Source organism: Fodinibius sp. Rm-B-1B1-1, assembly GCF_038594945.1.
GTDB classification, from domain to species: Bacteria; Bacteroidota; Rhodothermia; order Balneolales; family Balneolaceae; genus Fodinibius; species Fodinibius alkaliphilus.
In genome coordinates this window covers 181,546-205,412 of record NZ_JBCFYD010000002.1, presented here as the reverse complement: position 1 = coordinate 205,412, position 23,867 = coordinate 181,546, and the positions used below count along the sequence as shown (strand labels likewise).

The 23,867-nt window shown below is 43.9% G+C and carries 20 protein-coding genes; 4 read left to right on the top strand and 16 right to left on the bottom strand.

Going from position 1 to position 23,867, the window contains the following annotated elements; all coding sequences use genetic code 11:
• Nucleotides 1-24: 24 nt before the first annotated feature.
• The gene (locus tag AAFH98_RS08250; RefSeq protein WP_342522227.1) at nt 25-807 is read left to right on the top strand and encodes a TPM domain-containing protein; all 783 of its coding nucleotides are present in this window, start codon (nt 25-27) and stop codon (nt 805-807) included.
• Between the two features lie 17 nt (nt 808-824).
• On the opposite strand, the gene AAFH98_RS08245 is transcribed toward AAFH98_RS08250, so the two are convergent.
• From AAFH98_RS08245 to AAFH98_RS08185, 13 genes are all read right to left on the bottom strand, one after another.
• Complete coding sequence (locus AAFH98_RS08245) at nt 825-2,138, bottom strand: Nramp family divalent metal transporter (RefSeq protein WP_342522226.1); 1,314 nt, start codon at nt 2,136-2,138, stop codon at nt 825-827.
• Nucleotides 2,139-2,165: 27 nt separating this feature from the next.
• Nucleotides 2,166-5,963, bottom strand: a complete 3,798-nt coding sequence (locus tag AAFH98_RS08240) for a hydantoinase B/oxoprolinase family protein (RefSeq protein ID WP_342522225.1) — start codon at nt 5,961-5,963, stop codon at nt 2,166-2,168.
• 138 nt (nt 5,964-6,101) lie between these two features.
• Nucleotides 6,102-8,594 (bottom strand): acyl-CoA dehydrogenase, encoded by a 2,493-nt coding sequence (locus AAFH98_RS08235; protein WP_342522224.1) that lies wholly within the window; start codon nt 8,592-8,594, stop codon nt 6,102-6,104.
• A 21-nt stretch (nt 8,595-8,615) separates the two neighbouring features.
• Nucleotides 8,616-9,239 (bottom strand): TetR/AcrR family transcriptional regulator, encoded by a 624-nt coding sequence (locus AAFH98_RS08230; protein WP_342522223.1) that lies wholly within the window; start codon nt 9,237-9,239, stop codon nt 8,616-8,618.
• Between the two features lie 98 nt (nt 9,240-9,337).
• A complete protein-coding gene (trmB, locus tag AAFH98_RS08225; protein WP_342522222.1) occupies nt 9,338-10,030 on the bottom strand; it encodes a tRNA (guanosine(46)-N7)-methyltransferase TrmB in 693 nt (230 codons plus the stop codon).
• 36 nt (nt 10,031-10,066) lie between these two features.
• The gene (pdxH, locus tag AAFH98_RS08220) at nt 10,067-10,726 is read right to left on the bottom strand and encodes a pyridoxamine 5'-phosphate oxidase (RefSeq protein WP_342522221.1); all 660 of its coding nucleotides are present in this window, start codon (nt 10,724-10,726) and stop codon (nt 10,067-10,069) included.
• Nucleotides 10,727-10,735: 9 nt separating this feature from the next.
• Complete coding sequence (locus tag AAFH98_RS08215; RefSeq protein ID WP_342522220.1) at nt 10,736-11,317, bottom strand: thioredoxin family protein; 582 nt, start codon at nt 11,315-11,317, stop codon at nt 10,736-10,738.
• A gap of 228 nt (nt 11,318-11,545) precedes the next feature.
• Complete coding sequence (locus AAFH98_RS08210) at nt 11,546-12,673, bottom strand: PA0069 family radical SAM protein (RefSeq protein WP_342522219.1); 1,128 nt, start codon at nt 12,671-12,673, stop codon at nt 11,546-11,548.
• Nucleotides 12,674-12,745: 72 nt separating this feature from the next.
• On the bottom strand, nt 12,746-13,543 hold the full coding sequence (locus AAFH98_RS08205) for a hypothetical protein (protein ID WP_342522218.1): 798 nt from the start codon (nt 13,541-13,543) through the stop codon (nt 12,746-12,748).
• Between the two features lie 117 nt (nt 13,544-13,660).
• Entirely contained in the window at nt 13,661-15,022 is a 1,362-nt protein-coding gene (locus AAFH98_RS08200; protein WP_342522217.1) for an NAD-dependent succinate-semialdehyde dehydrogenase, read from the bottom strand.
• A 66-nt stretch (nt 15,023-15,088) separates the two neighbouring features.
• The gene (locus AAFH98_RS08195; RefSeq protein ID WP_342522216.1) at nt 15,089-16,276 is read right to left on the bottom strand and encodes an aspartate aminotransferase family protein; all 1,188 of its coding nucleotides are present in this window, start codon (nt 16,274-16,276) and stop codon (nt 15,089-15,091) included.
• 27 nt (nt 16,277-16,303) lie between these two features.
• Nucleotides 16,304-16,924, bottom strand: a complete 621-nt coding sequence (locus AAFH98_RS08190; protein ID WP_342522215.1) for a thioredoxin family protein — start codon at nt 16,922-16,924, stop codon at nt 16,304-16,306.
• A 62-nt stretch (nt 16,925-16,986) separates the two neighbouring features.
• Nucleotides 16,987-17,919, bottom strand: coding sequence for a UbiA family prenyltransferase (locus AAFH98_RS08185; RefSeq protein WP_342522214.1), 933 nt, complete (start codon nt 17,917-17,919; stop codon nt 16,987-16,989).
• A 78-nt stretch (nt 17,920-17,997) separates the two neighbouring features.
• Between AAFH98_RS08185 and AAFH98_RS08180 the strand changes: the two genes are divergently transcribed.
• Complete coding sequence (locus AAFH98_RS08180; RefSeq protein ID WP_342522213.1) at nt 17,998-18,900, top strand: 3-methyladenine DNA glycosylase; 903 nt, start codon at nt 17,998-18,000, stop codon at nt 18,898-18,900.
• Between the two features lie 46 nt (nt 18,901-18,946).
• Here AAFH98_RS08180 and AAFH98_RS08175 read toward each other — a convergent pair whose 3' ends face one another.
• Entirely contained in the window at nt 18,947-19,255 is a 309-nt protein-coding gene (locus tag AAFH98_RS08175) for a GIY-YIG nuclease family protein (RefSeq protein WP_342522212.1), read from the bottom strand.
• Nucleotides 19,256-19,458: 203 nt separating this feature from the next.
• On the opposite strand from AAFH98_RS08175, the gene AAFH98_RS08170 reads away from it, so the two are divergent.
• Both AAFH98_RS08170 and thrC (AAFH98_RS08165) read left to right on the top strand, forming a co-directional pair.
• Complete coding sequence (locus tag AAFH98_RS08170) at nt 19,459-19,710, top strand: hypothetical protein (protein WP_342522211.1); 252 nt, start codon at nt 19,459-19,461, stop codon at nt 19,708-19,710.
• Nucleotides 19,711-19,821: 111 nt separating this feature from the next.
• Nucleotides 19,822-21,525: a threonine synthase gene (gene thrC / locus AAFH98_RS08165; RefSeq protein WP_342522210.1), complete on the top strand. Its 1,704-nt coding sequence runs from the start codon at nt 19,822-19,824 to the stop codon at nt 21,523-21,525.
• Between the two features lie 78 nt (nt 21,526-21,603).
• Here thrC (AAFH98_RS08165) and thrC (AAFH98_RS08160) read toward each other — a convergent pair whose 3' ends face one another.
• Together thrC (AAFH98_RS08160) and AAFH98_RS08155 are read right to left on the bottom strand one after the other, a co-directional pair.
• Nucleotides 21,604-22,923 (bottom strand): threonine synthase, encoded by a 1,320-nt coding sequence (gene thrC / locus AAFH98_RS08160; RefSeq protein WP_342522209.1) that lies wholly within the window; start codon nt 22,921-22,923, stop codon nt 21,604-21,606.
• Nucleotides 22,920-23,867, bottom strand: a complete 948-nt coding sequence (locus tag AAFH98_RS08155) for a homoserine kinase (RefSeq protein ID WP_342522208.1) — start codon at nt 23,865-23,867, stop codon at nt 22,920-22,922. Before AAFH98_RS08155 ends, thrC (AAFH98_RS08160) begins: the two co-directional genes overlap by 4 nt.

The following is a 23,867-nucleotide window of genomic DNA, read 5'->3' as shown; positions in this document are numbered from 1 at the left end:
GATTTAATTTTTAGTACAGCCGTTATGTTTTCCACGAAACGAAGAACATCATTATTTAAAACTTTTCTGCTCGCGCTATTCCTGTTACCCAGTATTATTTTGGCACAGGACCTACCCTCCGAACCAGTGGGTCACGTCAATGATTTCGCCAAAATGCTTACATCCGGTGAACGTCAACAGCTCGAAGAGAAACTACGCAATTATAGAGATACAACCACTACCGTAATTTCTATTGCTACGCTCGATAACTTGGGTGGGATCTCAATTGAAGAAGCGGCTACCACCTTATTTAATGATTGGAAAATGTGGGAAGACAATAAAGATAACGGAGTACTCATTCTTATTGCTCAGGAAGAACGTAAAATGCGTATTGAAGTAGGATATGGATTGGAAGGTGCTATCCCTGATGTAATGGCGGGACGAATTGTTCGTGAAATATTGACCCCCAGCTTTAAGAAAGCTGATTATTACGGAGGATTAGATCGAGCTACCTCAGCACTCATTCAACTCGCAAGCGGAGAGTTCCAAGGGCAATTGACTGAAAATAAATCATCAGAAGACGGCAATACCGCTGACTTTATCATTTTCTTATTGTTTCTCTTTTTTGTCTTTTACTCCTCTTCCTGTGGTGGAGGTAAAGGGCGTGGTAAAAAAGGTAAGCGAAGAAGAACCCTTGGTCCCGGTGGGTTTATCTTCCTCGGCGGTGGCGGTTTCGGAGGCGGAAGTTCCGGCAGCGGTGGATTTGGGGGCTTCAGCGGCGGGGGCGGATTTGGCTCCGGCGGTGGTGGTGCCAGCGGCGGCTGGTAGCCTTTGGGAAATTATAATCAGTTTTGTTCTCGTAATCTTCTAATTGTTCGATACACTGGCCAGCTGATTAATAGCGTCACAATTAAAGAAGTCCCTAAAATGTAAGATTCTTTTACAAGTTCGATCGGTAGAAAATTGGTGAACGCCCCCGCTATATTTCGTACTCCAATAATGATAGTAATAAATACTACAATGCTCATCACAACATTAAACAAAATCGTATTCACCGATCGCTGAGTCATAAGCTCTAAATTATTAACCAGTATCAACAACCCGATCGCAACCAGTGGGAGAATAATTCCATTTAGTGCCTGAGCCAGAATAATGGCGGGCACGGGACGTACTTGTGATAGACCAAAAGCGAGTCCTACCAGCAATACCACAATCCAGACCATCCGAAAGAATCTCCCCTTTTCCTTCCACTTGCCTTTAGATTTTTTATCCTTTTCCGCTAAAATACTTCGCGCCGTAATAGCTGCTGCCATCGGGGCCGTTATCGACGACGTTAATCCCGCGGCAAACAATCCGAGTCCCAACAATACTGAAGCCCAACCACCAAGCTGTACGCTTAACGCGGCGGCAAGCCCTTCAAAACTGAATTCCCCCATGATGGCCGTCCCCACAACCAATACCGCAATAGAAATGAGTCCACCAAGGCCAATCGCGATGGTCAAGCTAATGCGCATTTCTTTCAAATTTTTACCCGCTGCAATCCCGGAGCCCAAAAACAGATTATAGGGTACAACGGTTGTCCCAATAAGCGCCAAAACAAGCATGCTCGACCCTTCGGGGAAACTGGGAAGCGCCATGTTCTGCAAGAGTGATCCCCAATCAGGTTGCATAATTACAGCCGTAGCAAAAAAGCAAGCCCCCATAAAAGCAACAATAACGCCCATAATTTTAGCAACTACATCCACGCTGTTAACCCAAAACAATAAGAAAACGATTATACCGATCAGCGAGGTTACCCAGTACGATGGTATATTCAGTAGCAGCTCGATACCAGCCACAGCACCCAAAATATTGCCCGCTTCGTAGGCAGCACAGCCGAGAATAATAGCCGCGAGAATCAACCAGAGTGTTGTCTTGCCCAGCATACTATCTGACAAATATTTCTTGAGGGCTTCACCCAGGTTGATACCCGAGGCCACGGTTAACCGCGCGCTCGACTCCTGCAAAATAATGCAGGCGATGGTCGAAAAAACCAGTGCCCAGACGATAGCGTATCCAAATTCAGCACCCGCCGCGGCCGCCGTTGTTATGGTACCGGGACCAATAAAAGCTGCCGAGATAACGCCCCAAAATAAAATTTCCAACAAACGTTTTTTCATAGTGTTGTTATTGAAAATTAACCCTAATTAATACTCCGGTGGCTTCCCAAAGCCACCGCCGCCGGGTGTCTTAAGGATAAATCGATCTCCAGCTTCCAAGAATTTTCCATCTGTTGCAGCCAACTGTTCACGCCGCCCATCATTTCTTACAACATATTGTTCACCAGCTTGGCCCGACTCTCCACCTTGTAATCCGTATGGCACTTCTTTTCGATGTTGCGTTAAGACAGTCAACTCGACCGGTTCCAGGAACTTAATCTTTCGAACAATACCATTGCCACCCCGATGTTTTCCTTTTCCGCCTGATCCTTTTCGAATCGCGTATTTTTCGAGCAGGACCGGATAACGATGTTCCAACACTTCAGGATCGGTACCACGCGTATTTGTCATATGATGATGAACGGCATTCGCCCCCTCAAAATCAGGCCCCGCTCCCGTTCCTCCGCCGACCGTTTCATAGTACCCAAATTTGTCATTGCCAAACAAAATATTATTCATCGTGCCCTGGCTACAAGCCACGCGTTCAAAAGGCTTGAGCAAGGTATCGACCAAACGCTGGCTTACCTCAACATTGCCACCTACCACAGCGGGACATTGGCTCGGATCTTCATCAAAATCAGGATTAAGCAAACAAGTGGGTAACTCCATATTTATCGGCTTTAAAATCCCCTCATTCAGCGGAATTTGCTCGTCAATCAGCAAGCGTAGCACATACATTACCACACTGTTAACAATAGCCGGAGTCGCATTCAGGTTACGGGGATGCACCGCACCCGTGCCGGAAAAATCAATCTCAATATCCTCCTCTTTTATCTGCAACGATACTTTCAACGGCGTTCCATCATCCAAAAACTCCTCACTTTCGTATTGGCCTGAAGGTATATTTTTGATAGTATCACACATTTTCTGCTCGGCGTGATTGGTCAACGCTGCCATATAGTGATGTACTTCTTCAAAACCATAATTTTCGCATAGCAATCTTAAGCTATTCCGTCCACGCTGATTGGCAGCTATTGCTGCCCTAATATCTGCTATATTTTCCTCCACATTCCGGCTTGGATATTCTCCGTTGCGAAGATGATTTTTAATTTCATCCCATCGCTCATTACCGTTTTTAATCACATACATCGGTGGAATCACTACACCCTCTTCCGCAAGGCTGGTTGCCGTCGGCGGCATTGATCCCGGAGCCGTCCCTCCAATTTCGGCATGGTGCGCACGACTGGCGGCATACCCCACAAGCTGATGATCATCCGTAAAAACTGGCGTTACAATAGTTACATCTGGTAGGTGCGAACCTCCATAAGCCGGGTGATTGGTAATAACAACATCACCAGGCTCCATGGTAATATGTTCCTTAAGCTTCCGCACACACAATCCCAAAGCACCAAGATGCACCGGGATATGAGGTGCATTTACGACCAGTTCTCCTTCTGCATTTAGTAAAGCACACGAAAAATCCAGCCGGTCTTTAACATTCACCGACAGCGCTGTGCGCCGGAGCACCTCTCCCATTTCTTCGGCAATGGAGCTAAACCTATTGGTAAAAAGCTCCAACTTTACGACCTCAGATACTACCTGATCGTCAACATCCTCCTTACTTTTTTGTCGATCTATCTTTAAAGTATCCTGCTCCGTTACTGACAGCCTCCAATCAGGCTCCACAACAATCGTACTATGGGGATCCAGAACCAATGCAGGTCCGTCAATCTCGTGTCCCTGTTTAAAATCGTTGCGATCATATACAGGCGTAGCTTTCTCTTCACCCTCAAACCAAATTGGTTTCTCGAACTTTGGTTTTGGGGCTCCCTGAACTTTGGAAATAGCTTTTTTCTCCTGAGTATTCGTTTTCACCGAAGCGACTACCCTCAGGCTTTCCACCTCAATAGCACGGTCCGATATCCAATGGCCGTACTGTTCTTCGTATGCTTTCTTAAATATTTTTTTGGGATCCGATTCCGGATCGTAATCAATCTCGATGGAGGTCTCCTGTCCCTCTAAACGCATCGATAAAATTTGCCGTCGCTCAACAATTCGGTCACTTTCAATCCCGGTGTCTTTTAGCTTTTGCCGAGCTTGCTGTGCCAGACTCTCACAAAATTGCTCCAGTTCATCTTCAACCTGATCATAGGACTTCAAGAGTTGCGTTTCTGCAAACTGCTCGATGCGGGCGTTACCGATGCCATAAGCGCTCAGTAACCCCGCTTCTTTAGGTACCAATACCGTATCGATATTCAGGCGACGAGCAATCGCGCAGGCATGCTGACCGCCGGCCCCACCAAACGCTACCATTCCATATTCACGGGTATCATAACCCTTGCGAACGGACACTTTTCTGATGACGTCGGCCATCCGTTCGTTGGCAATTTTCAAAAATCCCGATAATAGCTCTTGTTCAGTGGGATTTTCTCGTCCTGTCGCTTCAACTTCTTTTTGCAACTCTTTTAGCTTCTTTTTAGCAGCTTCCACATCCACAGGGATATGAAAGTTCCGGGGATCCAAACGACCCAGCAAAAGATTCACATCGGTAATAGTTAGCGGGCCACCCGCACCGTAACAGGCCGGACCCGGCCACGCTCCTGCACTTTGCGGTCCCACGCAAAGCTTATATCCATCAAAATAGCAGATGGATCCACCGCCTGCCGCAACGGTCTCGATGTTGAGTGTAGGAGCAATAAGATGAGCATTACCGACCTGGTGTTCGAAGTTATATTCAAAATCCGAATCGTAGCGAGACACATCTGTGCTGGTCCCGCCCATATCCAACGAGATTATTTTATCGAAAGCAGCTTCTTTTCCCACTGCAGCCGCACCTACAACTCCACCCGCCGGACCGCTCAGCAAACTGTCCTTTGGTAAGTAATCTTGCTTTTGGGTAAGTCCACCTGCGCTGGTCATTATGTGCATATTTTCTTCTGGAAGCACAGCCTCTACATCATCGAGATACCTCTGAATAATCGGTACCAGGTAAGCATTGACCAAGGTCGTTTCGGCGCGGGGGATAATCCGAATAAAAGGGCTGAGCTCAGAGGATATGGATACATGCTCGAATCCCTTTTCCAGCAGCCATTGTTTTAATTGGCGCTCGTGCTCCCCGTTTTTATAGCTATGCATAAACGCAACAGCCGCCGACTTTATGCCCTCACCCAGTATCTGCTCTACTCTGGACTCGAGCGGCGAAAGCTCTAAGCTCGTTATGATATCTCCATCAGTACCCAACCGCTCTTCTACCCCCACCACCTGCTCATAGATTGGGCATCGCTTTTTTATTTCCAATGCAAAAAGATCCGGACGCTGCTGCGTACTAATTTCCAGCAGATCTTCGAATCCATTTGTAACAAAGAAAGCTGTGGGCACACCCTTTTCTTCAAGCAGTGCATTGGTTGCCTTGGTCGTTGCCAATCGCAAATCGATGGGTGGCAATGTATCCCTGACCGACGTTTCGGTCACCAGTCGCATAGCCAACACCGGGGCCTCCTCATCCGATCGCACTTCAAAAGATACTCCCTCATTGACCTGGATCGAACGATCTAATGTTAATACAGAGGTTTTGCTATCAAAAGCTGTAACTTTGGCTTCGCTTTTATTATCTCCTAATAACTTGAAACAAAATCCTTTAACAAAGTCATCCGGTGCATCCCATTCCTGCTCTATTTTATAGGTATGAGTCTCTGAACCGGCACTTGTGATTTTACCACGTAAAGAGCTGTTACTTAGCACTTTGGCGGTTTTGCGATGGCCGTCGGGTGTTCGAGCAATACAATCCGTAAACGTACCCCCAGTGTCAATCCAAATTTGCCAAGACAAACTCTGATTCTCTTGCATATTGCGATGGTATTTATAACACTCTTCCGATTAAGTGCCTAATATTTCATTTAATTTGGGGTTTTGCCACAAAAAAAGCCCCGCTAACCGAAAAGGCTAACGGGGCGTCCTACATTCAAGAGAAATTAGCATGAACCATTATTCAGCTATATTTTCTGCTTTGGCACTATCTTTAAGTTTGGGAGTCGATGGTGTCAGGTTTTCATACTCTTCAAGCGTAAAGTCATCAACCTGAACCATATCTACGCGAGCGTTTTCGGCTTTACGTAGCAGTACAGCTTCGTCATCATCAATAATGCCTTTCTCCAACGCCTGATCAATTACAAAACGCACCTGCGTTTTAGGTAGTTCTTTTTTCTTGGTTGCCTTATGAATCTTCTTATAAATTGGTGCAGCTTCTTGCGAAAGCCTAAAAGCGTATTCATAACGGCCGAGCGCCTCCTCCTTATCTTCAGGAATATAAATTCCATCTGTGATGCGATCACGCTGTTCGCTTCGTTGCTGCATGGCCTGAGCCACTTTGTGTCCCAATTTATCAGACGGCATACTACTAATGCGATTCATCCGCGACCACAGAGCAATAGGTCCTCGGAATAACCAGCTTAGACCCGGTACTTTAATTTCACGATATATAGCATCAAAGGCTTCTTGGATTTGGGCAAAAGCATACTCCATCGACCACTCGAAAAAGATGCGATCTTCTTCTCGTTGTCCCTCCGCATCGTAACGACGTAAGGTTGCAGTAGCAAGATACATCCAACTTAAAATGTCCGCGAAGCGACCACTGATCTTCTCTTTAATTTTGAGTCCACCACCATAAGAACCGAGCGCAACATCAGCTAAAAAGGCGAACGAGGCAGAAGCCCAGGACAATTTCTTGTAATACTTTTTAGCTGGTCCACTAACTGGTGAAGAAGCAATAGTACCCCGTGTCAGGCTCATTAGCAACGAACGGGACATGTTCTGCACCACGTGACCGATATGCTTCCAAAAAGCACCATCAAAAGCCTTTACATCACCGCGGGTTAAAGCGTCAATTTCATCATAGGCATAAGGGTGACAACGAATAGCACCCTGACCAAAGATCATCAGACTCCGCGTCAAAATATTGGCTCCTTCAACTGTGATAGCAATAGGAAGTGAAATATAACCGTGGGCAAAAATATTGCGAGGGCCACGAGAAATTCCAGCTCCGCCCTGAATATCCATGGCATCATTAACAATCTGACGCCCCAGCTCCGTAAAATTGTATTTCGCGATTGCTGTTACTACCGATGGTTTTTCTCCAATATCCAGTCCGGCACATGTATAACGGCGTGCAGCATCCATTAGGTACGTGAATCCACCAATACGAGCCATCGGCTCCTCAATACCTTCGAACTTACCAATGTTGATACCGAACTGTTTACGGACAGCCGTATAAGCTCCAAGTGCACGCGTTGCTACTTTAGCACCGCCCATACTTTGCGCTGGCAGTGAGATACCACGTCCTACGCCGAGCGACTCCATCAGCATGCGCCAACCATTTCCTGCCTGTTCGGGCCCCCCAATAATTTGATTGACCGATACCACGGCATCTTCTCCATCAATAGGACAGTTATAGAACGGTACCCCCAGCGGATCGTGCCGACGCCCCAAAATAATGCCTTCAGTATCACTTGGGATAAGCGCACATGTAATACCAGGATATTCTCCTTTCCCCAAATGGTTTTCGGGGTCACGCAGTTTAAAAGCAAGTCCTATCAACGTTGAAATAGCCGCAAGAGTAATATATCGTTTAGTAAAATTCAGGCGGATATAAAGCTCTCCGTCATCTCCTTTGAATACCTCACCCTCGGCCGTCATCGCCCCGGCATCCGAACCAGCTGTAGGTTCTGTGAGTGCAAAACAGGGCATTTCTTCTCCCGTAGCCAGTCTCGGCAGATAACGATCTTTCTGCTCGTCAGTACCATAATGCATTAGCAATTCAGCAGGCCCCAGTGAATTGGGAACCATCACAGTTGTTGCCAGCGGTCCACACCGCGAAGCCAACTTTGTGACAATAGCACTGTGTGCAGAAGCAGAAAATTCGAGTCCACCATATTTTTCGGGAATAATCAATCCAAAAAACTTATGCTCACGCATAAAGTTCCAAACTTCGTCAGTAAATCCTTTGCGGACAAACACATCCCAGTCCGAAACCATTGAACAGAGTTTTTCCACGGGCCCATCAAGAAATGCTTGCTCCTCTTCACTTAATTCGGGATAAGATTCACTTGCCAATCGTTTCAAGTTGGGTTTACCAGAAAACAGCTCAGCATCTACCCATACATTACCAGCTTCAATAGCCGTACGTTCCGTTTCAGAAATTTGAGGCAAAAAGTTCATCGCATCCAATAATTTCATCAACGGACCTGTTAGAAGCGTGCGACGAATAGGTTTAACATTGAATACAACCACCAGGGCTGCAAAGACTACAAAAAGCCAGGTTGGGGCAGAAAACCCCCAAAGTGCTACAAATCCGGCTATGGCCCAAACCCAAAGCGGTGTACCCCAGAATGCAAAAAGCGTAGCAACAATTACCATGCTTACAATAACAGCCCACAACGGGTACTGAAATAAAAATCCGAAGCTTTCATTCAAAAATTCCATAACAATCACCTATTGGTTAAATCACACTTTTCTGTTGTTTGTTGATAATGCAGTCCGCACTTGATATCCGTCAATAATATGTTCAATAGCCTCCTCTATAAATGCCTGCTGATTAATACGTGTGTCTAATCGCTTTGATAGTACCACTGACATCACCCCGTGCAGTTGTGCCCAAAATGTATATGCTGCTATTCTTGGTTTTTCCTCGGCAATTAATCCTTCTTCAACCCCTTGTTTTAGCACTTCAATGACAAGATCATATCCCTTTCGAGCCTTGCGGAATTTTTCTTTGGGATAGCGCGTCATTTCATCCGAACTGACAAGATAAATCACTTGGTACTCTCTCGGATGGTCTAAGGCAAAGTCCACATACTCCCGTGCCAATGCTTCCAGCTTTTCGATGGGATTGTTACCGGCTGCAACCACTTTCTGGAGCCTATTGTTTAGCCGCTCGATGGCCTCTTCAATTAGGGTATGAACCAAATCGTCCTTGTTTTCAAAATGCAGATAAATGCTCGTAGCACTTACATCAATGGTTCGAGCTATTTTGCGAAGTGAAAAATTTCGATACCCATCAGATAGCAATACCTGCCGAGCTGCATTAACAATCTTATTTTTAAGACTTTTTTCCTTCGACGGAGCCATATCAGTAAAGGTTAACGGTGTTAACTATTTGCAATTAAACATTTCTGCTCCGATAAAGCAATACCTTGATAAAACTATTTTTGAGATATAATCAATCCCTAATCAAGGGTCCAAGTGATGTTAGATCCGAGTAACGAAAATTTTATATAAGATATGGATCGTCCCTTTTCAAGATGACGTTTTTCGAAATGGGTTTGAATAGTCAGTAATTCATCATCGGGACGTTCATCATATATTTCTTCTACCCTATCCTGCACCTCGCATCCCGACTTTCGGACCACTTTCTTCGTAAACGAAAAAAGCTCATTGCTATCCGTCTTGAAATGAACCACTCCTTCCGGCTTCATTACGCTTTGATAAATCTTTAAAAACTTCGGACTCGAAAGTCGCTTGGTGCGATTAGAATGACGGGGATAAGGGTCAGGAAAAGTAATCCATATCTCATCAACCTCTTTCGGGGCAAAATATTCATCAAGGTGATCAATATAAATTCGGAGAAACCGAACATTATCCAAATCTTCTTCTAATGCTTCCTTTGCCCCCTTCCAAATACGATGTCCCTTAATATCAACGCCTATAAAATTTTTCTGCGGATTCCGTCGTGCCAACTCCAGCGTATACGTACCCTTACCACACGCTAATTCCAATACAATAGGATTGTCATTGCCAAAAACATCAGTATGCCAACGTCCCCTTGGCTTTTCAGATTCCTCATCCTGAAAGTTGGTAAGCTCCAGGGTATTCGAAAATGCTGATACTTCCTTATATTTTTCGAGTTTTCCTTTTCCCATCGGAGCTAAAGATATGTCAACTGTGAGAAATGCTTTTTACGGAGCAAGTCTGAAGATATTCCACCGATCATCTTTTTTTTCATAACAGATCCGATCGTGCATTCGCCCTTCACGCCCTTGCCAAAATTCTACCCGATGAGGTCGAAGCAGAAATCCGCCCCAAAATTCCGGTAACGGCACTTCCTGTCCCTCAAAACGCTCTTTGATTTCATTAAATCGATTTTCGAGTGCTTCTCGGGTACCAACTTTTGAACTTTGCTTTGAAGCCCAAGCCCCCAATTGACTTTCGCGTGGACGCTGCTTGAAATATTCTTTTGATGCCGCCTGACTTAATTTTGCAACCTTTCCCTCAATCCGCACTTGACGTTCCAAAGGAGCCCAGTAGAAACAGAGCGCTGCATGGGGATTTTCTGTTAACTCCTGTCCCTTTCTACTATTGTAGTTCGTATAAAAACGGAATCCATTCTCATCAACCCCTTTAAGCAACACAATGCGTGACGAAGGCTGCCCATCTTTATTTGCAGTAGCAAGAGTCATTGCATTGGCATCAAGCAGCTCGGCAGAAAGAGCCTGCTGAAACCATTGCGTGAATTGATCAATGGGATGCGCAGCAACCTCTGATTCCGCCAATACCTGCCGGGAATATTCGCGCCGTAATTCTGCTATTTCTTTATCTGATCGACTATTGTCAGGCATCTCAACTACTTACCCTTCAAAATATTCCGGAGCATTCCCCTTTTTCCACTTAATGTTACATCCCATGCTTGGCTTTTGATCTTCTTTTACCTTCCCATCAAATAATAATTCTACTGCCTCTCGAAGATCTTTACCATTTACTGGTTTATCATTACCCGGACGACTGTCATCAAATTGCCCGCGATAAACCAACTCATCTTTTTCATCAAACAAAAAGAAGTCAGGTGTACAGGCTGCATTATATGCCTTTGCCACTTCCTGCGTACCATCATATAGATAAGGGAACGAAAACTGGTGGGCACGTGCTTCGGCAGCCATCTTAACCGGGCTGTCATCTGGATAGTTCTCGACATCATTAGAACTTATTGCAACAACACCAATACCTTTTTGCTGTAAATCGCGAGCCGCCACTACAAATTCATCTAAAATATGCTTCACATACGGACAGTGATTACACATAAAAACAACCAACAGGCCCTTAGCATTATCAAAATCATCGAGTGAAACCAACTGGTTATTAACGGTATCAAATAATTTAAAATCTGGCGCTTTTGTTCCCAGATCCATCATCGTTGAAGGAGTACTTGACATAAGCAGTAATAGTGTTTGTTTTAAATTTTATTCAGATTAAACGTACAAAAATCAGGCGTTTTCTGTTCACTGAATATATGCGAAATGAAATGGAAAATGAATAAAAAAACCCGATATCTGCATGACAAATCAGGGCTATGGTAATAGAAAATTTCCTGTTTTACAGATACCGGGTCAAGGTACTATCTCTATGTTTCCTTTAACGATATATACACCAGAAATGTTACATTAAAACAATGTTAATTGTCCCTTTTCGGGACGTTGAAAATGCTCTCTCGACAATGATAATGGAGACTGATTAAATCCATATTTTTCAACATGAATCTTAAACATGCTTTTTATTTGGCTGTAAAACTCTCCCTCTCCGGTAAAACGCTTGCCAAATTCACTTTCATATAGCTTACCGCCCCGCATATCACGAATTCTATTCAGTACTTTTTCTTTGCGATCAGGGAAATGTTGTGCGAGCCATTCTGTGAACAAATCTTTAACTCCATAAGGTAACCGAACAATAGTATAACCGGCATGAGTGGCCCCGGCATTACGAGCTTCCTTTAAAATACCGGGACATTCATGATCAGTAAGTCCCGGTATTATAGGAGCCACATTAACACCTACAGAAATATCATTCTCCGCCAATTTTTCGATGGCTTTCAAGCGTCGATATGGCTGAGAAGTTCGTGGTTCCATCACCCGGGCCAAATCCCGATCAAGCGTGGTTATCGATAGTGTTACATGTACCGCATTGTATTGCGATAATTCTTTCAATAGCTCAATATCACGAGTGACCAGATAATTCTTCGTGATAATACCCACCGGGTTCCGTGCTTCAGCAAAAATCTCCAGGCAACTCCTGGTAATTTCAAGCTCTCTTTCAACCGGTTGATATGGATCGGTAACCCCACTTAATGTAATAGGTTCGGGCTTCCAATTTTTATCAGCAAATTTAGTACGTAATTTATCAGCGGCATCATATTTAACCATGATCCGTGATTCAAAATCAAGGCCGGCCGAAAAGCCCAAGAATTCGTGGGTGGGACGTGCATAACAATAAATACACCCATGCTCGCATCCACGATATGGGTTCAACCCATAAGTAAAAGGGATATCGGGGCTGTCATTCTTAGAGAGGATCTCTTTAGTATCATCACGAATCAGTTTCGTTTCCTGGGATGGCTTTTCTCCGGAATCCTCATCTAAATCATAATCGGTGTATCGACCCTCAAACCGATTTGCCGGATTATCCGAAGCACCGCGACCGCGAATCGGATTTTTGTCCTTTTCATTCATGGTAGTCACAATCTGTTTTTCTTTCTCACCTAAAGCATAACAGATTTTATGACACCATAGTGTCATACTTTTTCATTATTTCCACGCAAAAGAAAAAGCCTGGCTTTCACCAGGCTTTGAACTCAAAATAGTAAGGATTTAGTTGCAAGGAATATCCTTAAAATCTTCATCCCAGCAAGAACTTTCTCCCCCTTGTTCAAATGATCCTTCATTGGTATCCGTATTCCAATATAAGGTAATATTTGGCTCATTAGGATAGGTGTAAACCATCGTATGATTTGGTTCATTCTTCTCATAACTGGCTGTTAATGTAGCCGTGCCAGATTCATCATACCACTTAGCTACCATTGAACTCTCCGTCTCACTGGTAACCGTCCATTCTGAGGTATAAGCTACTCGTTCTTCATTGGTTTCCGTATCTAATGAGTTGAACGTCCAATTACCTTCGGAACCATCTTCCGAAACAGTACCTTCCATTATCTTATAATTATCAACGCTGGTTTCCCCATCATCATAACTCCAGTACATGGCCCATTCATAACCATCAGACACTTCTTCAGAAGTTAATTTCATAGTAAAACTTCCTTCCTCACTTTGGTATGAATACTCCCAAACCCACATACCATCTTCATAAACAGCCTCTTCGTTATTACTTCCCATCAAAAAGCTGTTATAAGTACTGGCAAAAGCGAAGGTACCAGCTTGCAAAAGTGCCCATGAACGTGCCTCATAGTAATTGGCCGTATCTCCTTTGGCCAAAATTTTTTGGGGCTCATTATTTTCAAAAAAGGAAATATCAGGTTGTGCAGCTTCACTTTGCACTTCTGGCAAAGCGGGTGGTTCACCAGGATCTGGGTTTACCCCATTATCCTTGCCACAGCCTGCCAATACAATTATTAATACGAGTGGTAATATTAGTTTGTAACGTTTAAACATAGTTTTCTGGATTTATTTGTCTTTACCTACTTATAGATACGTAACTCCACACAAAATCAGTTCAATGAAGTTATCTCTATAAGTAAGACCAACGAAACCACAAATCCTTACAAAATACTATGCTTTATATACTGTTTTGGCATTCACAAACTCCCTGATTCCAAGGTGGGACAATTCTCTACCATAGCCTGATTGTTTCACTCCTCCAAATGGCAACCGAGGATCAGACTTCACAAAATCATTGATAAAACAGCACCCTGCCTGTAATTCATGCTCAGCAATAAACTGTGCTCGTTCTAAATCCTCCGAAAATACTGCTGCTCCCAACCCATATTTATTGTCGTTGGCTATCGCAATTGCTTCTTGTTCATTCTCAGCCTTAATAATCGATGCTACCGGACCAAAGAGTTCTTCTTCGTATGCCGGCATCCCTTTTGCAACTTCCGTAAGAACAGTTGGGGGATAAAAATACCCTTCCTGATCCGGTATATATCCGCCAATAATACACTCGGCTCCAGCTTTAACACTTTGCTGCACCTGATCATGCAATCCATCCCGCAAATCTTCCCGTGCCATAGGCCCAATATCTGTTTGGCTCTCAAACGGATCGCCTATCCTTTTCTCTGTCATCAAATCTACAACAATCTCCAAAAATTCATCATAGACCTCCTCAACCACAATAAATCGTTTGGCCGCAATGCAACTTTGTCCACTGTTTATTAAGCGGGAAGTCACGCAGGTCTCAGCTGATTTTTGCACATCGGCATCTTCCAAAATCAGGTATGGATCGCTACCGCCCAGCTCCAATACTGTTTTCTTGAGCACACTTCCTGCCGTTGATGCCACGGCCTTTCCAGCCCGCGTACTTCCTGTCAATGTAACTGCAGCAATATCCGGGTGCTTGATAAGCTCGTTTGTTTGATCGTTATCGGCAATCACCGTACGGAACAAATTGTCGGAGATTCCAGCCTCATGCATAAGCTCCTCAATGGCCAACGCACAGCCCGTAACGTTAGCAGCATGCTTTAAGATTACTGCATTACCAGCCATCAACGCCGGAGCAGCAAAACGAAACAACTGCCAGAACGGAAAATTCCACGGCATAATCGCCAAGACAGTACCAAGCGGATTATAAGTAATATAACTCTCGCTGGCATCCGTTTTGATATATTCATTCTTTAAAAACTTCTTGGTATTCTCGGCATAATAATTACATACCCAAGCGCACTTTTCAGCCTCCGACTTTCCCTGAGCCAGCGGCTTTCCCATCTCACGAGCCATTAGTTCTGCATACTTCGACGACCGTTCCTCCAATAACTCAGCTACGCGCTGCAACAATAAACTTCGTTCGTAATACGAATTTTTCCGCCACTTTTCTTGTGCCGAAGCAGCATCTTCCACAATAGCATGCAAGGCTTCATCATCCATCTGTTTATACTCTTCGATAAGCTCTCCATTTGCTGGATTAATTGATTTCATAGCGACTTTTTTCTCTTAGTATTAAATAACCTACGTTATTAAGTATAGTAAATTTCCAGTCAGAAGCTACTCTGAAAATCGATTCACTTGTCGATTAATACTACGCAAAGTTTCTCGAAGCAATTGCTCTTCAATGATTAACGGCGGCGCCAATCGTACCAATGTATTTGAGTGAAGGGTCCACCCAAGGATGATTCCCTTCTTAAAACATGCTTCAACTACCTTTTGCGTAAGGTCCCGATCAGCCAATTCCATACCTAACATCGCTCCCACACCACGGATTTCAGAAATTCCATCTGCGGTTAATTCTTTTTTCGCAATTTGCTCAATCTTTGTTGCCCGACCTCCATAATCATCCGACAACAACTCCGTAAGCGTAGCATGTGCCGCAGCACACGATACGGGATGACCACCAAAAGTCGTCACATGATTTAAGGGCGGATCATGCTTAAATACTTCAAAAATTTCAGATGAGGATACAAAAGCTCCCATTGGCATACCTCCCCCCATTGCCTTAGCCAGACTCATAATATCAGGCATAACGTCATATCCCTGGAAAGCAAACAGCGAACCCGTACGGTAAAAACCCGTCTGGATCTCATCAAAAATAAGCAGTGCCCCCACCTCATTACAACGTCGGCGTACTGCTTGCAGCCACTCTTTGTTTGCGGGGATAATCCCCCCTTCGCCCTGAATCGGTTCCATAATTACAGCTGCCGTTTCTCCATCAATAGTTTCTAATCCATCAAAACTGTTGAAATCCAAGAAGTCGACATCGGGTAACAGTGGCAAGTACGGATCGCGATATACATCTCGGCCTGTTACGCTCAGCGATCCGTGCGTATCGCCGTGATAACCATGATGAAATCCCACAAACTTATGACGACCCGTATACTTCTTGGCTAATTTGAGGGCTCCTTCATTAGCCTCGGTACCACTGTTTACAAAATAAACGCGGTCCAATTTATCCGGCAATTGGGACGTCAGCAATTCAGCATAAGCTGACTGCGGCTCCTGGATGAACTCACCGTACACCATCACATGCAAGTGCCGATCAACCTGACGCTTAACGGCCTCCACAACATTGGGATGACGGTGTCCCAAACTGCTCACTGCAATACCGGAAATAAAATCAACATACTCTTTGCCATCAGTTGTGTAAATATAGGGACCTTCAGCACGGGCTATCTCCAATCCCATTGGCGCATCGCTGGTTTGGGCTACGTGCTCGTAAAAAGAATCTTTGTTACTCAAACTAACTACACTCTTTATTATTGGGATTTACTGCTGCCATTCTGAAATTAACTGCTCAAACTCTTTCTGCAGCTCCTGATTCCGGTTTTTAGCGTACCATTTATGGAGTTTCTTAGCCCACTCTTTTTTGCTGATGCTTTCATCTTCTTTCCATTCCATCGCCTTCTTCTGGGCCACCTCTGGACGCGGTCCCCACGTACCAACCTCTTCGAGCGTTTCGGCATCCAGACATATGAGCTTTGGGATAGAACGTCCACCATTAGTCAAATACTCATCCATAATATCAAGGTTCTGATCCCGTAAAATGAACCGGATATCAATCTTATCAGTTTCATTAGCCATTTTTACAATAGCAGGAATATTTTGGGCTGCATCGCCACACCACGCTTCAGTAATGACCAGCCAAACCCACTCTGCATCCATATTCTCAAGCAGATCAATCAAAGAATCATTAATGTCTACCCGTTTATCCCAGCGACTCATGCGCTGTACATTCATCTTCGTATAATGGATCATCGCTTTGGAGTGGTTATCGCCTGTTGTTTTATCCTCCTCCAAAAGCTCATCAATCATGTTCCGATATTCCTCATAGGTATAAGCCTCGTCAATTATTTCGTCAGTAATAACCTGTTCTGCTGCTATACTCATATTGTCTGTAGATGTAATTGTAATTCACGTTCATATCATTGATGAACAACACCTTGAAGGTCTTACTCTAACAACAATTTGGCAACCCAAGATATTCCATCAATCTCGATATGCTTTAAGATAATGCTCGCAATTAGAAAGCATACAAAACCCAATGACGTTCCATATTTTATCCACATAACTGTAGAATAGTCACCTTCCGTACTATCCAAAGAAGAAATAATTTGATATACGACTATCAAAATCAGCAGTCCAACAACTCCAAAAAGCACCGACAACATCACGTGTGATTGTCCCATTGCCAAAGCTACGAGTACCAACCCGCTCGTAAAACCCCCTATAAAAAATCGCTCAACTCCCCTTTTCCCATAACGCACAGCAAACGTCCGATCTCCGCGTTTTCGGTCTTCATCCTGCTGATAAATTTGTGATATGGGATATAAGCTAAGCAACAATAACGATGCTCCCAGAGCAGCCACCAACACCCAAAATGGCAGTTGAGAATTTCCAGCTGCCAGATAACCCATTAACACAGCGTTTAAGCCCGTACTCACACCGATGGCCACCAAGCTTTTTATGGGATGACCTTTCCATCGTGCCAGTGGTGTAGAATACAGCCAGAAAAAAAACATACTCGATCCATAAATGCCTGTGAACACAACTCCTTCTCTTATCGCTATTCCAAAACCTATAAATTGAAAAATCAACGAAGCGCCCCACATCCATGGTACTATTTTCGGGGGATGTTTGAGCCCCCCAATAGGACCTTCATCCTTATCCCAATACGAATTATAAACCGTGGCACCCCCAAAAAGCAGCAAGTGAACATTCAAAAACTGTATTATGAACGACCATATCTCCAAGCCCGAGCTCAACAATCCCCCTAACAAGAAACCACCGGATAAAATAAACAGCTGGTAATGCCACCGCAGGTGCAGCACAAAATGCCACAACTCCTTCACTAAATTTCGATTGGCTGCTCTCATGGCTTTCATTAATTGCATCACAATTCAGATAATCAGCATAGTAATTTAGGCTTATCAATCCAATTAACAATTGGTATCTTTGGGGCTATGATTTCCACAGAAACAAAAATGCCAGCATACATTCTCAAGCAGTTGTCACCGAAACAGTGGCAGCAACAAAAACATAACCATTCCCAAGCGATCAGTGAGCTCATTGACGATTATCTTGAGCGTCGATCCCATCAACAGAAAGATCCCGTGCTCGATTTCCTCTTTGAATACTACGCTTTTCGTCCCTCCTACTTAAAACGCTGGTCGCCGGGGTTAGGAACATTGTTAAAGGACAGCTCTGTCAACGACTGGATGTTTGATGAAATGGAAACCACCGGCGGCAACTGTTTTCTTGACATTCGACATTTTGATAAAGATCGCATTTCTGCCGTCAAGTGGATTTTAAATGTACTGGAGCAATCGCTTGACCGAAAACCTTCGTTTGGGTGTTTTGGAATGCATGAGTGGGCCATGGTTTACAAAGCTGATCGCGTTCGACATGATTATCTTTCCCTGCGCATGGACAAAGATGAGCTTGCGGAGTTCGTAGAATCACGTCCGTTGGTTTGCACACATTTTGACGCTTTCCGCTTTTTTACGGATGAGGCCAAGCCCCAAAATAAGTTTGCACTCAATCGCGATACCTTTGCCGAGATGGAACAGCCGGGCTGTCTGCATACGAATATGGATCTATATAAATGGGGATTCAAAATGTATCCCTGGATTTCGAGTAATACTATTCGTCAGGCCTTTGAATTAGCCATTGAAACACGTGTTATGGATATGAAAGCCAGTCCCTATGACCTGCGCGACCGAGGGTTGGAACCCATTAAGATTGAAACTGACAAGGGACGTCAAGAATATATGCAAAAACAGATGTCCATTTATGAAAAGTCACAACCCATTCGACGTCAGCTTATTAAAGAATATAAGCACCTGTTAGAGACCCTTTCTAAATAGTCAGGCCTCCAGATCCTGAAACAAGTTCAGGATGACACCCACTGGGTTAGTCAATCTGACCCCATAAGTCTTTTAATTCTGGATTTGATTTTTTAATCAAATTAAACTTCCATTTTCGATGCCAGTTTTTAAGTTGTTTTTCTCTTTCTATCGCTTCATTAATATTTGGATATTCCTCGAAGTATAATAGGATTTTCAAATTATATTTTGAAGTGAACTTTGAACCTTGGCCAAATTTATGATCAAGTATTCTTTTATCCAATTCACCTGTAACACCGATATATAGCACATTTCTGTTATAGTTCGACAAAAAATAAACGAACCCATTTTTACCAGAATAATTTCTGTAAGCCATATACTTTCGATTTTCTCTTCATGAATCAATAGTATGACCTTTTCATAGCAATATACTTACATTAAAATTTCCGTGTCATCCTGAACTTGTTTCAGGATCTATATAAATCATAAAAATCTGCAGTAAAATCTTTGATTGGCTATCATCTATTGTGTATTGTTCCACCACAAATTCAACTGATCATCTGAATAAATTTCACAGCAATGAGCGAACTCGAAAAAGCTGATTACGAAGCTTATGAGCACGACATCAAAGTACTTGTAGATACGCTTCGCAAGTGCTTTAATGCCGACAAAGCACGATACAGTGTCGTTGGACATCAGAACACCTTATTCATTGAAATTGAGGGCTTGGATGAACTTGATCCGGACGAAATTTCTGAAGTCGCAGAACCTATTCTTGATGAACTGGATATGGATTTTGACGAAATTTCTCTTCTACCACTCAAAAGCTAAATTGATTTTAGATCTTTAAAAACGAATTCCATTCCTACGTGGAATCACCTATTTTCTACTGTTAGGCGAATAGTATTTACGCAATAAATTTTTAAACAGGGATTTTTTACTATGGCAAGTGCAACAACAAACTACGAGTTAAAATGCGTAGCTAACGGACACCTTAACTCTGAAGAAGAAACCACAACCTATTGTACCCAATGCGATAGTGTGCTGCGCGTATTTTATGATGCCACTTCTGATGATATTCAGTATCCGCTAAAAGAGCTGGTGCCCGACCCGATGAAAACTCATCCTTCAGCTCTCAAAAAATTAGACCGACTGTCGGATGAATATGGTGCCGACCTCTGGGCGAAACTTGAATTTGAACATCCCACAGGCTGTTTTAAAGATCGCGGCAGCTATATTGAGGTACAGAAAGCCCGAGAGCTTGGTGCTGATGCTATATGCCTGGCCTCAACAGGAAATATGGCCGCTTCGGTTGCTGCCTACGCTTGCTATTTCAAAATCCCCTGTTTTGTGTTTGTCCCCGAAAAAACAACGGACGCAAAGATTGCTCAAGCTACTATTTTTAACGCCAATATCATCCGAATTAAAGGCGATTTCAGCACTTGTGAAGCTCTCTGCCGAAAGTTTGCTAAATCAGGAAATTATTATTTAGCTGGCGATTATGTTTTTCGTGAGGAAGGCCAAAAATCATTTGCCTATGAACTGTTGGAGCAAGGAGCAGACGATTTTGATTACATCTTCGTCCCCGTAGGATGCGGAACTAACTTCGGAGCTATCTGGAAAGGATTCACGGAGCTCAAAGAATCGGGACAAATATCAGAACGTCCCAAGATGATTGCCATTCAGCCAGAACAGAGTTCTCCTGTTGTTGAAGGAATTTTCAAAAAAGTGAAAATCATTAAAAAACAGGTAAATACCATGGCACAGTCTGTGGCCGCCTCCGATCCAGTGGATTTCCATAAAGTACTGCTGGGAATTGAAGAATCTGATGGCTCAGCCTTTACCGTTTCGGAAGATGAAATCCTACAGTCTCTCAAAGAGATGGCCGTTGAGGAAGGTCATTTTACTGAGCCTGCCTGCGCCTTGCCACTGGCAGCCTTCAAAAACAATATGGATGCCTTTAAGGATAAAAAGTGCCTGTTTGTTCTCACCGGATCTGGCCTGAAAGATACGAAGGTTGTTGCCAAACATTCGCTTTCCTCTCCCGTACTTTCCCCTGATATCGATAAAGTTACCAACTACATTAAGTCGGGCTTCATTGAGATGCAGAAAGATTCCTGGGGTAAATCACGGGATACGTTTATGGCAAATCTTGAGATGGATGAAGACCATGAACAGTTGTATAACGACTACGTATCAAAAATCAATAAGAAGGGTAAAACATTAAGTAACAACGAGATTGAAGTACTTCAATCTCTCATCTTTAATGAAGATCTGGACTTAGATTACCCTGCCGAAGTGCTTGACTATAAACTTACGATGCGCAAGCACGGACTCGTACAAGCGGCCGTAAAACTTGACCTACAGGGAGAAGAAATTATCTCCGAAGCAAAAGGCGTTGGTCCCATTGATGCAATTTTATCAGCTATTCGTGCCGAAACGAATTCGGTGTTCCATTTAGAAGTCAAAAATCATGAGGTGGATATCCTAAGTCCTGATACGGATTCGCTGGTTGTTGTCACACTTACGCTGGCTAACAATGATCAGGAATGGGTCTCGAAGGGCGCTTCCCCAGATACTCTTGAAGCAGTCATCCAGGCATTTACCAAAGGATTAGCCATTGCTATGAAATCTACTGTGACTTAAGATATAATGCTAAGGAAAAGCTGTATAAAAGGTTACTATACGTTGGAAGAATATAGTAACCTTTGCTTGTGTTACGTATCATCGGTATGAATCCATCAGCCACTTTTTTAAATCATCGTAATCGTCTGACATCTCCACACTTTGTTTCTCTTTATTTAAACACGTTTTAAGCCGGGCGGGTATATCAATTTTCGCACTGATAACAGGCTCAATCACATCCCCAAATTTTGCAGGATGTGCAGTAGATAAAATAATTTTTGGTGTGGACTCACTTTCACTAAAATACCCTTGCTCCGAGGCAGTATATTGTTGTACCGCCCTGTATCCTACGGCCGTATGGGGATCCATTAGGTAATCGTGTTCACGGTAGACTTCCTTTATTGCCTGCCGAGTTTGGGAATCAGAAAAGGAGGCTCCCCAAATTTTTTGTTTTATCTTTTGATAATCTCCATCAAACAGATGAACAATACGAGCAAAATTACTGGGATTTCCCACATCCATAGCGTTTGAGATCGTTCTTTTCGAAGATCGGGGATGAAACTCACCATGCTCTAAAAATTCAGGGACTACATCATTTGCATTGGTCGCAGCTATAAAACCTGCAGCCGGCATCCCCGTTTTTTGCGCCATCAATCCCGCTGTTAAATTGCCAAAATTTCCACTGGGGACACAAAAAATCGGCGGATTGCCTTCCCGCAACTGGCCAATAGCATAATAGTAATAAAACATCTGTGGAATAAGTCGCGCAATATTAATAGAGTTAGCCGAACTAAGCTGCAATTTTTCGTTCAGCGACCGGTCCGAAAACGCCGCTTTTACCATCCGCTGGCAATCGTCAAACGTGCCTTCTACTTCGAGCGCCGTCACATTTTGTCCCGCCGTAGTTAGCTGCTGTTCTTGAATATAACTTACTTTTCCTTTGGGGTAGAGCAGGCAAACCTGAATCCCTTCTACACCTAAGAATCCCTGTGCCACAGCGCTCCCGGTATCTCCTGAGGTGGCAGCTAAAATCACCAAATCCTGATCAGATCCCCCTCGCATTGCCGAGAATATCCTCGACATAAAACGGGCACCAAAATCCTTAAAGGCCAAAGTGGGTCCGTGGAATAATTCTAACACATATACGTGATTGCCCAATGAAACCAGCGGAGCATCGAAATTTAGGGCTTCACTAATATTTTCTTCAAGCAGCTCATCCTCAAGGCTATCAACAAACAATCGAGAAACTTCAAAACCAATATCCTGCAAACTTTTCTGGCCAAGCTGATCCCAAAATGAATTAGGTAACTGCGGCCAGGATTGAGGAAGATACAATCCCCCATCGGGCGCCAACCCTTGAAGGGCGGCCTCCGAAAATGATACAGGAGGTGTTTTATCATTTGTGCTGATATACTTCATGCCTTTTCCAGAACTTGGGGACCTTCTGTATTAATTGGAGAGATATACACCTCGTTATCCAGCCCGATTTCTTTAAATTTTTGCCGCATTGCTTCTCCTACGGCTGTTGCTGTTTCTTTGTCAGAAGAGAGCGCAAATATTGAAGGACCTGATCCGGAAATACCGCTGCCCAACGCTCCTGTATTCAATGCAGCTTCCTTAACCTCGGCAAAGCCGGGAATCAACACCGACCGGATCGGCTCAATTATTACATCCTGCATTGAACGAGAGATGAGCTCATAATCACCTTTTAAAAGTCCCGCTACCAAGCCGCCCACATTCCCCCATTGCGTTACCGCTTTTTGTAATGGAATATCGCGCCGCAAAATTTTCCGGGTATCTTCTGTCCTAATCTTTATGTGAGGATGTACGACGGTAGCAAATAATGGCTTCGGACAATCCAACTCGATAACATCCTGAGGAGCACTACTGCGGATAAAAACAAACCCTCCGAACAGCGATGGGGCCACATTATCCAGATGAGGCGTACCGCAGGCCACGCGTTCGCCTTCGGCGGCGAAGGCCAGCAATTCATCAGTTTCATAGGGTAATCCCAGCAAGTGATTAACCGCTACCACTGCCCCTACTGAACTAGCTGCGCTCGACCCAAGTCCACTGCCCAACGGCATCTTCTTGTGGATTTCGAGTTCAATCCCCACCTCCCTGTCAAACTGTTCTAACAGCGCCCGGGCCGCTACTCCCGCCGTATTCTCATTTACCGAGGTAGGCAGCACACCATGTTCACCAGTTACTTTTGATATTTGGATTCCCGGTTCTTCTGTTCTTCGTGCTACGATTTCATCACCGGGATGGTCGAGTGCAAATCCCATCACATCAAAACCACAGCTCACGTTAGCAACCGAAGCCGGGGCAAATACTTTTACATATTGATATCGATCAACCAT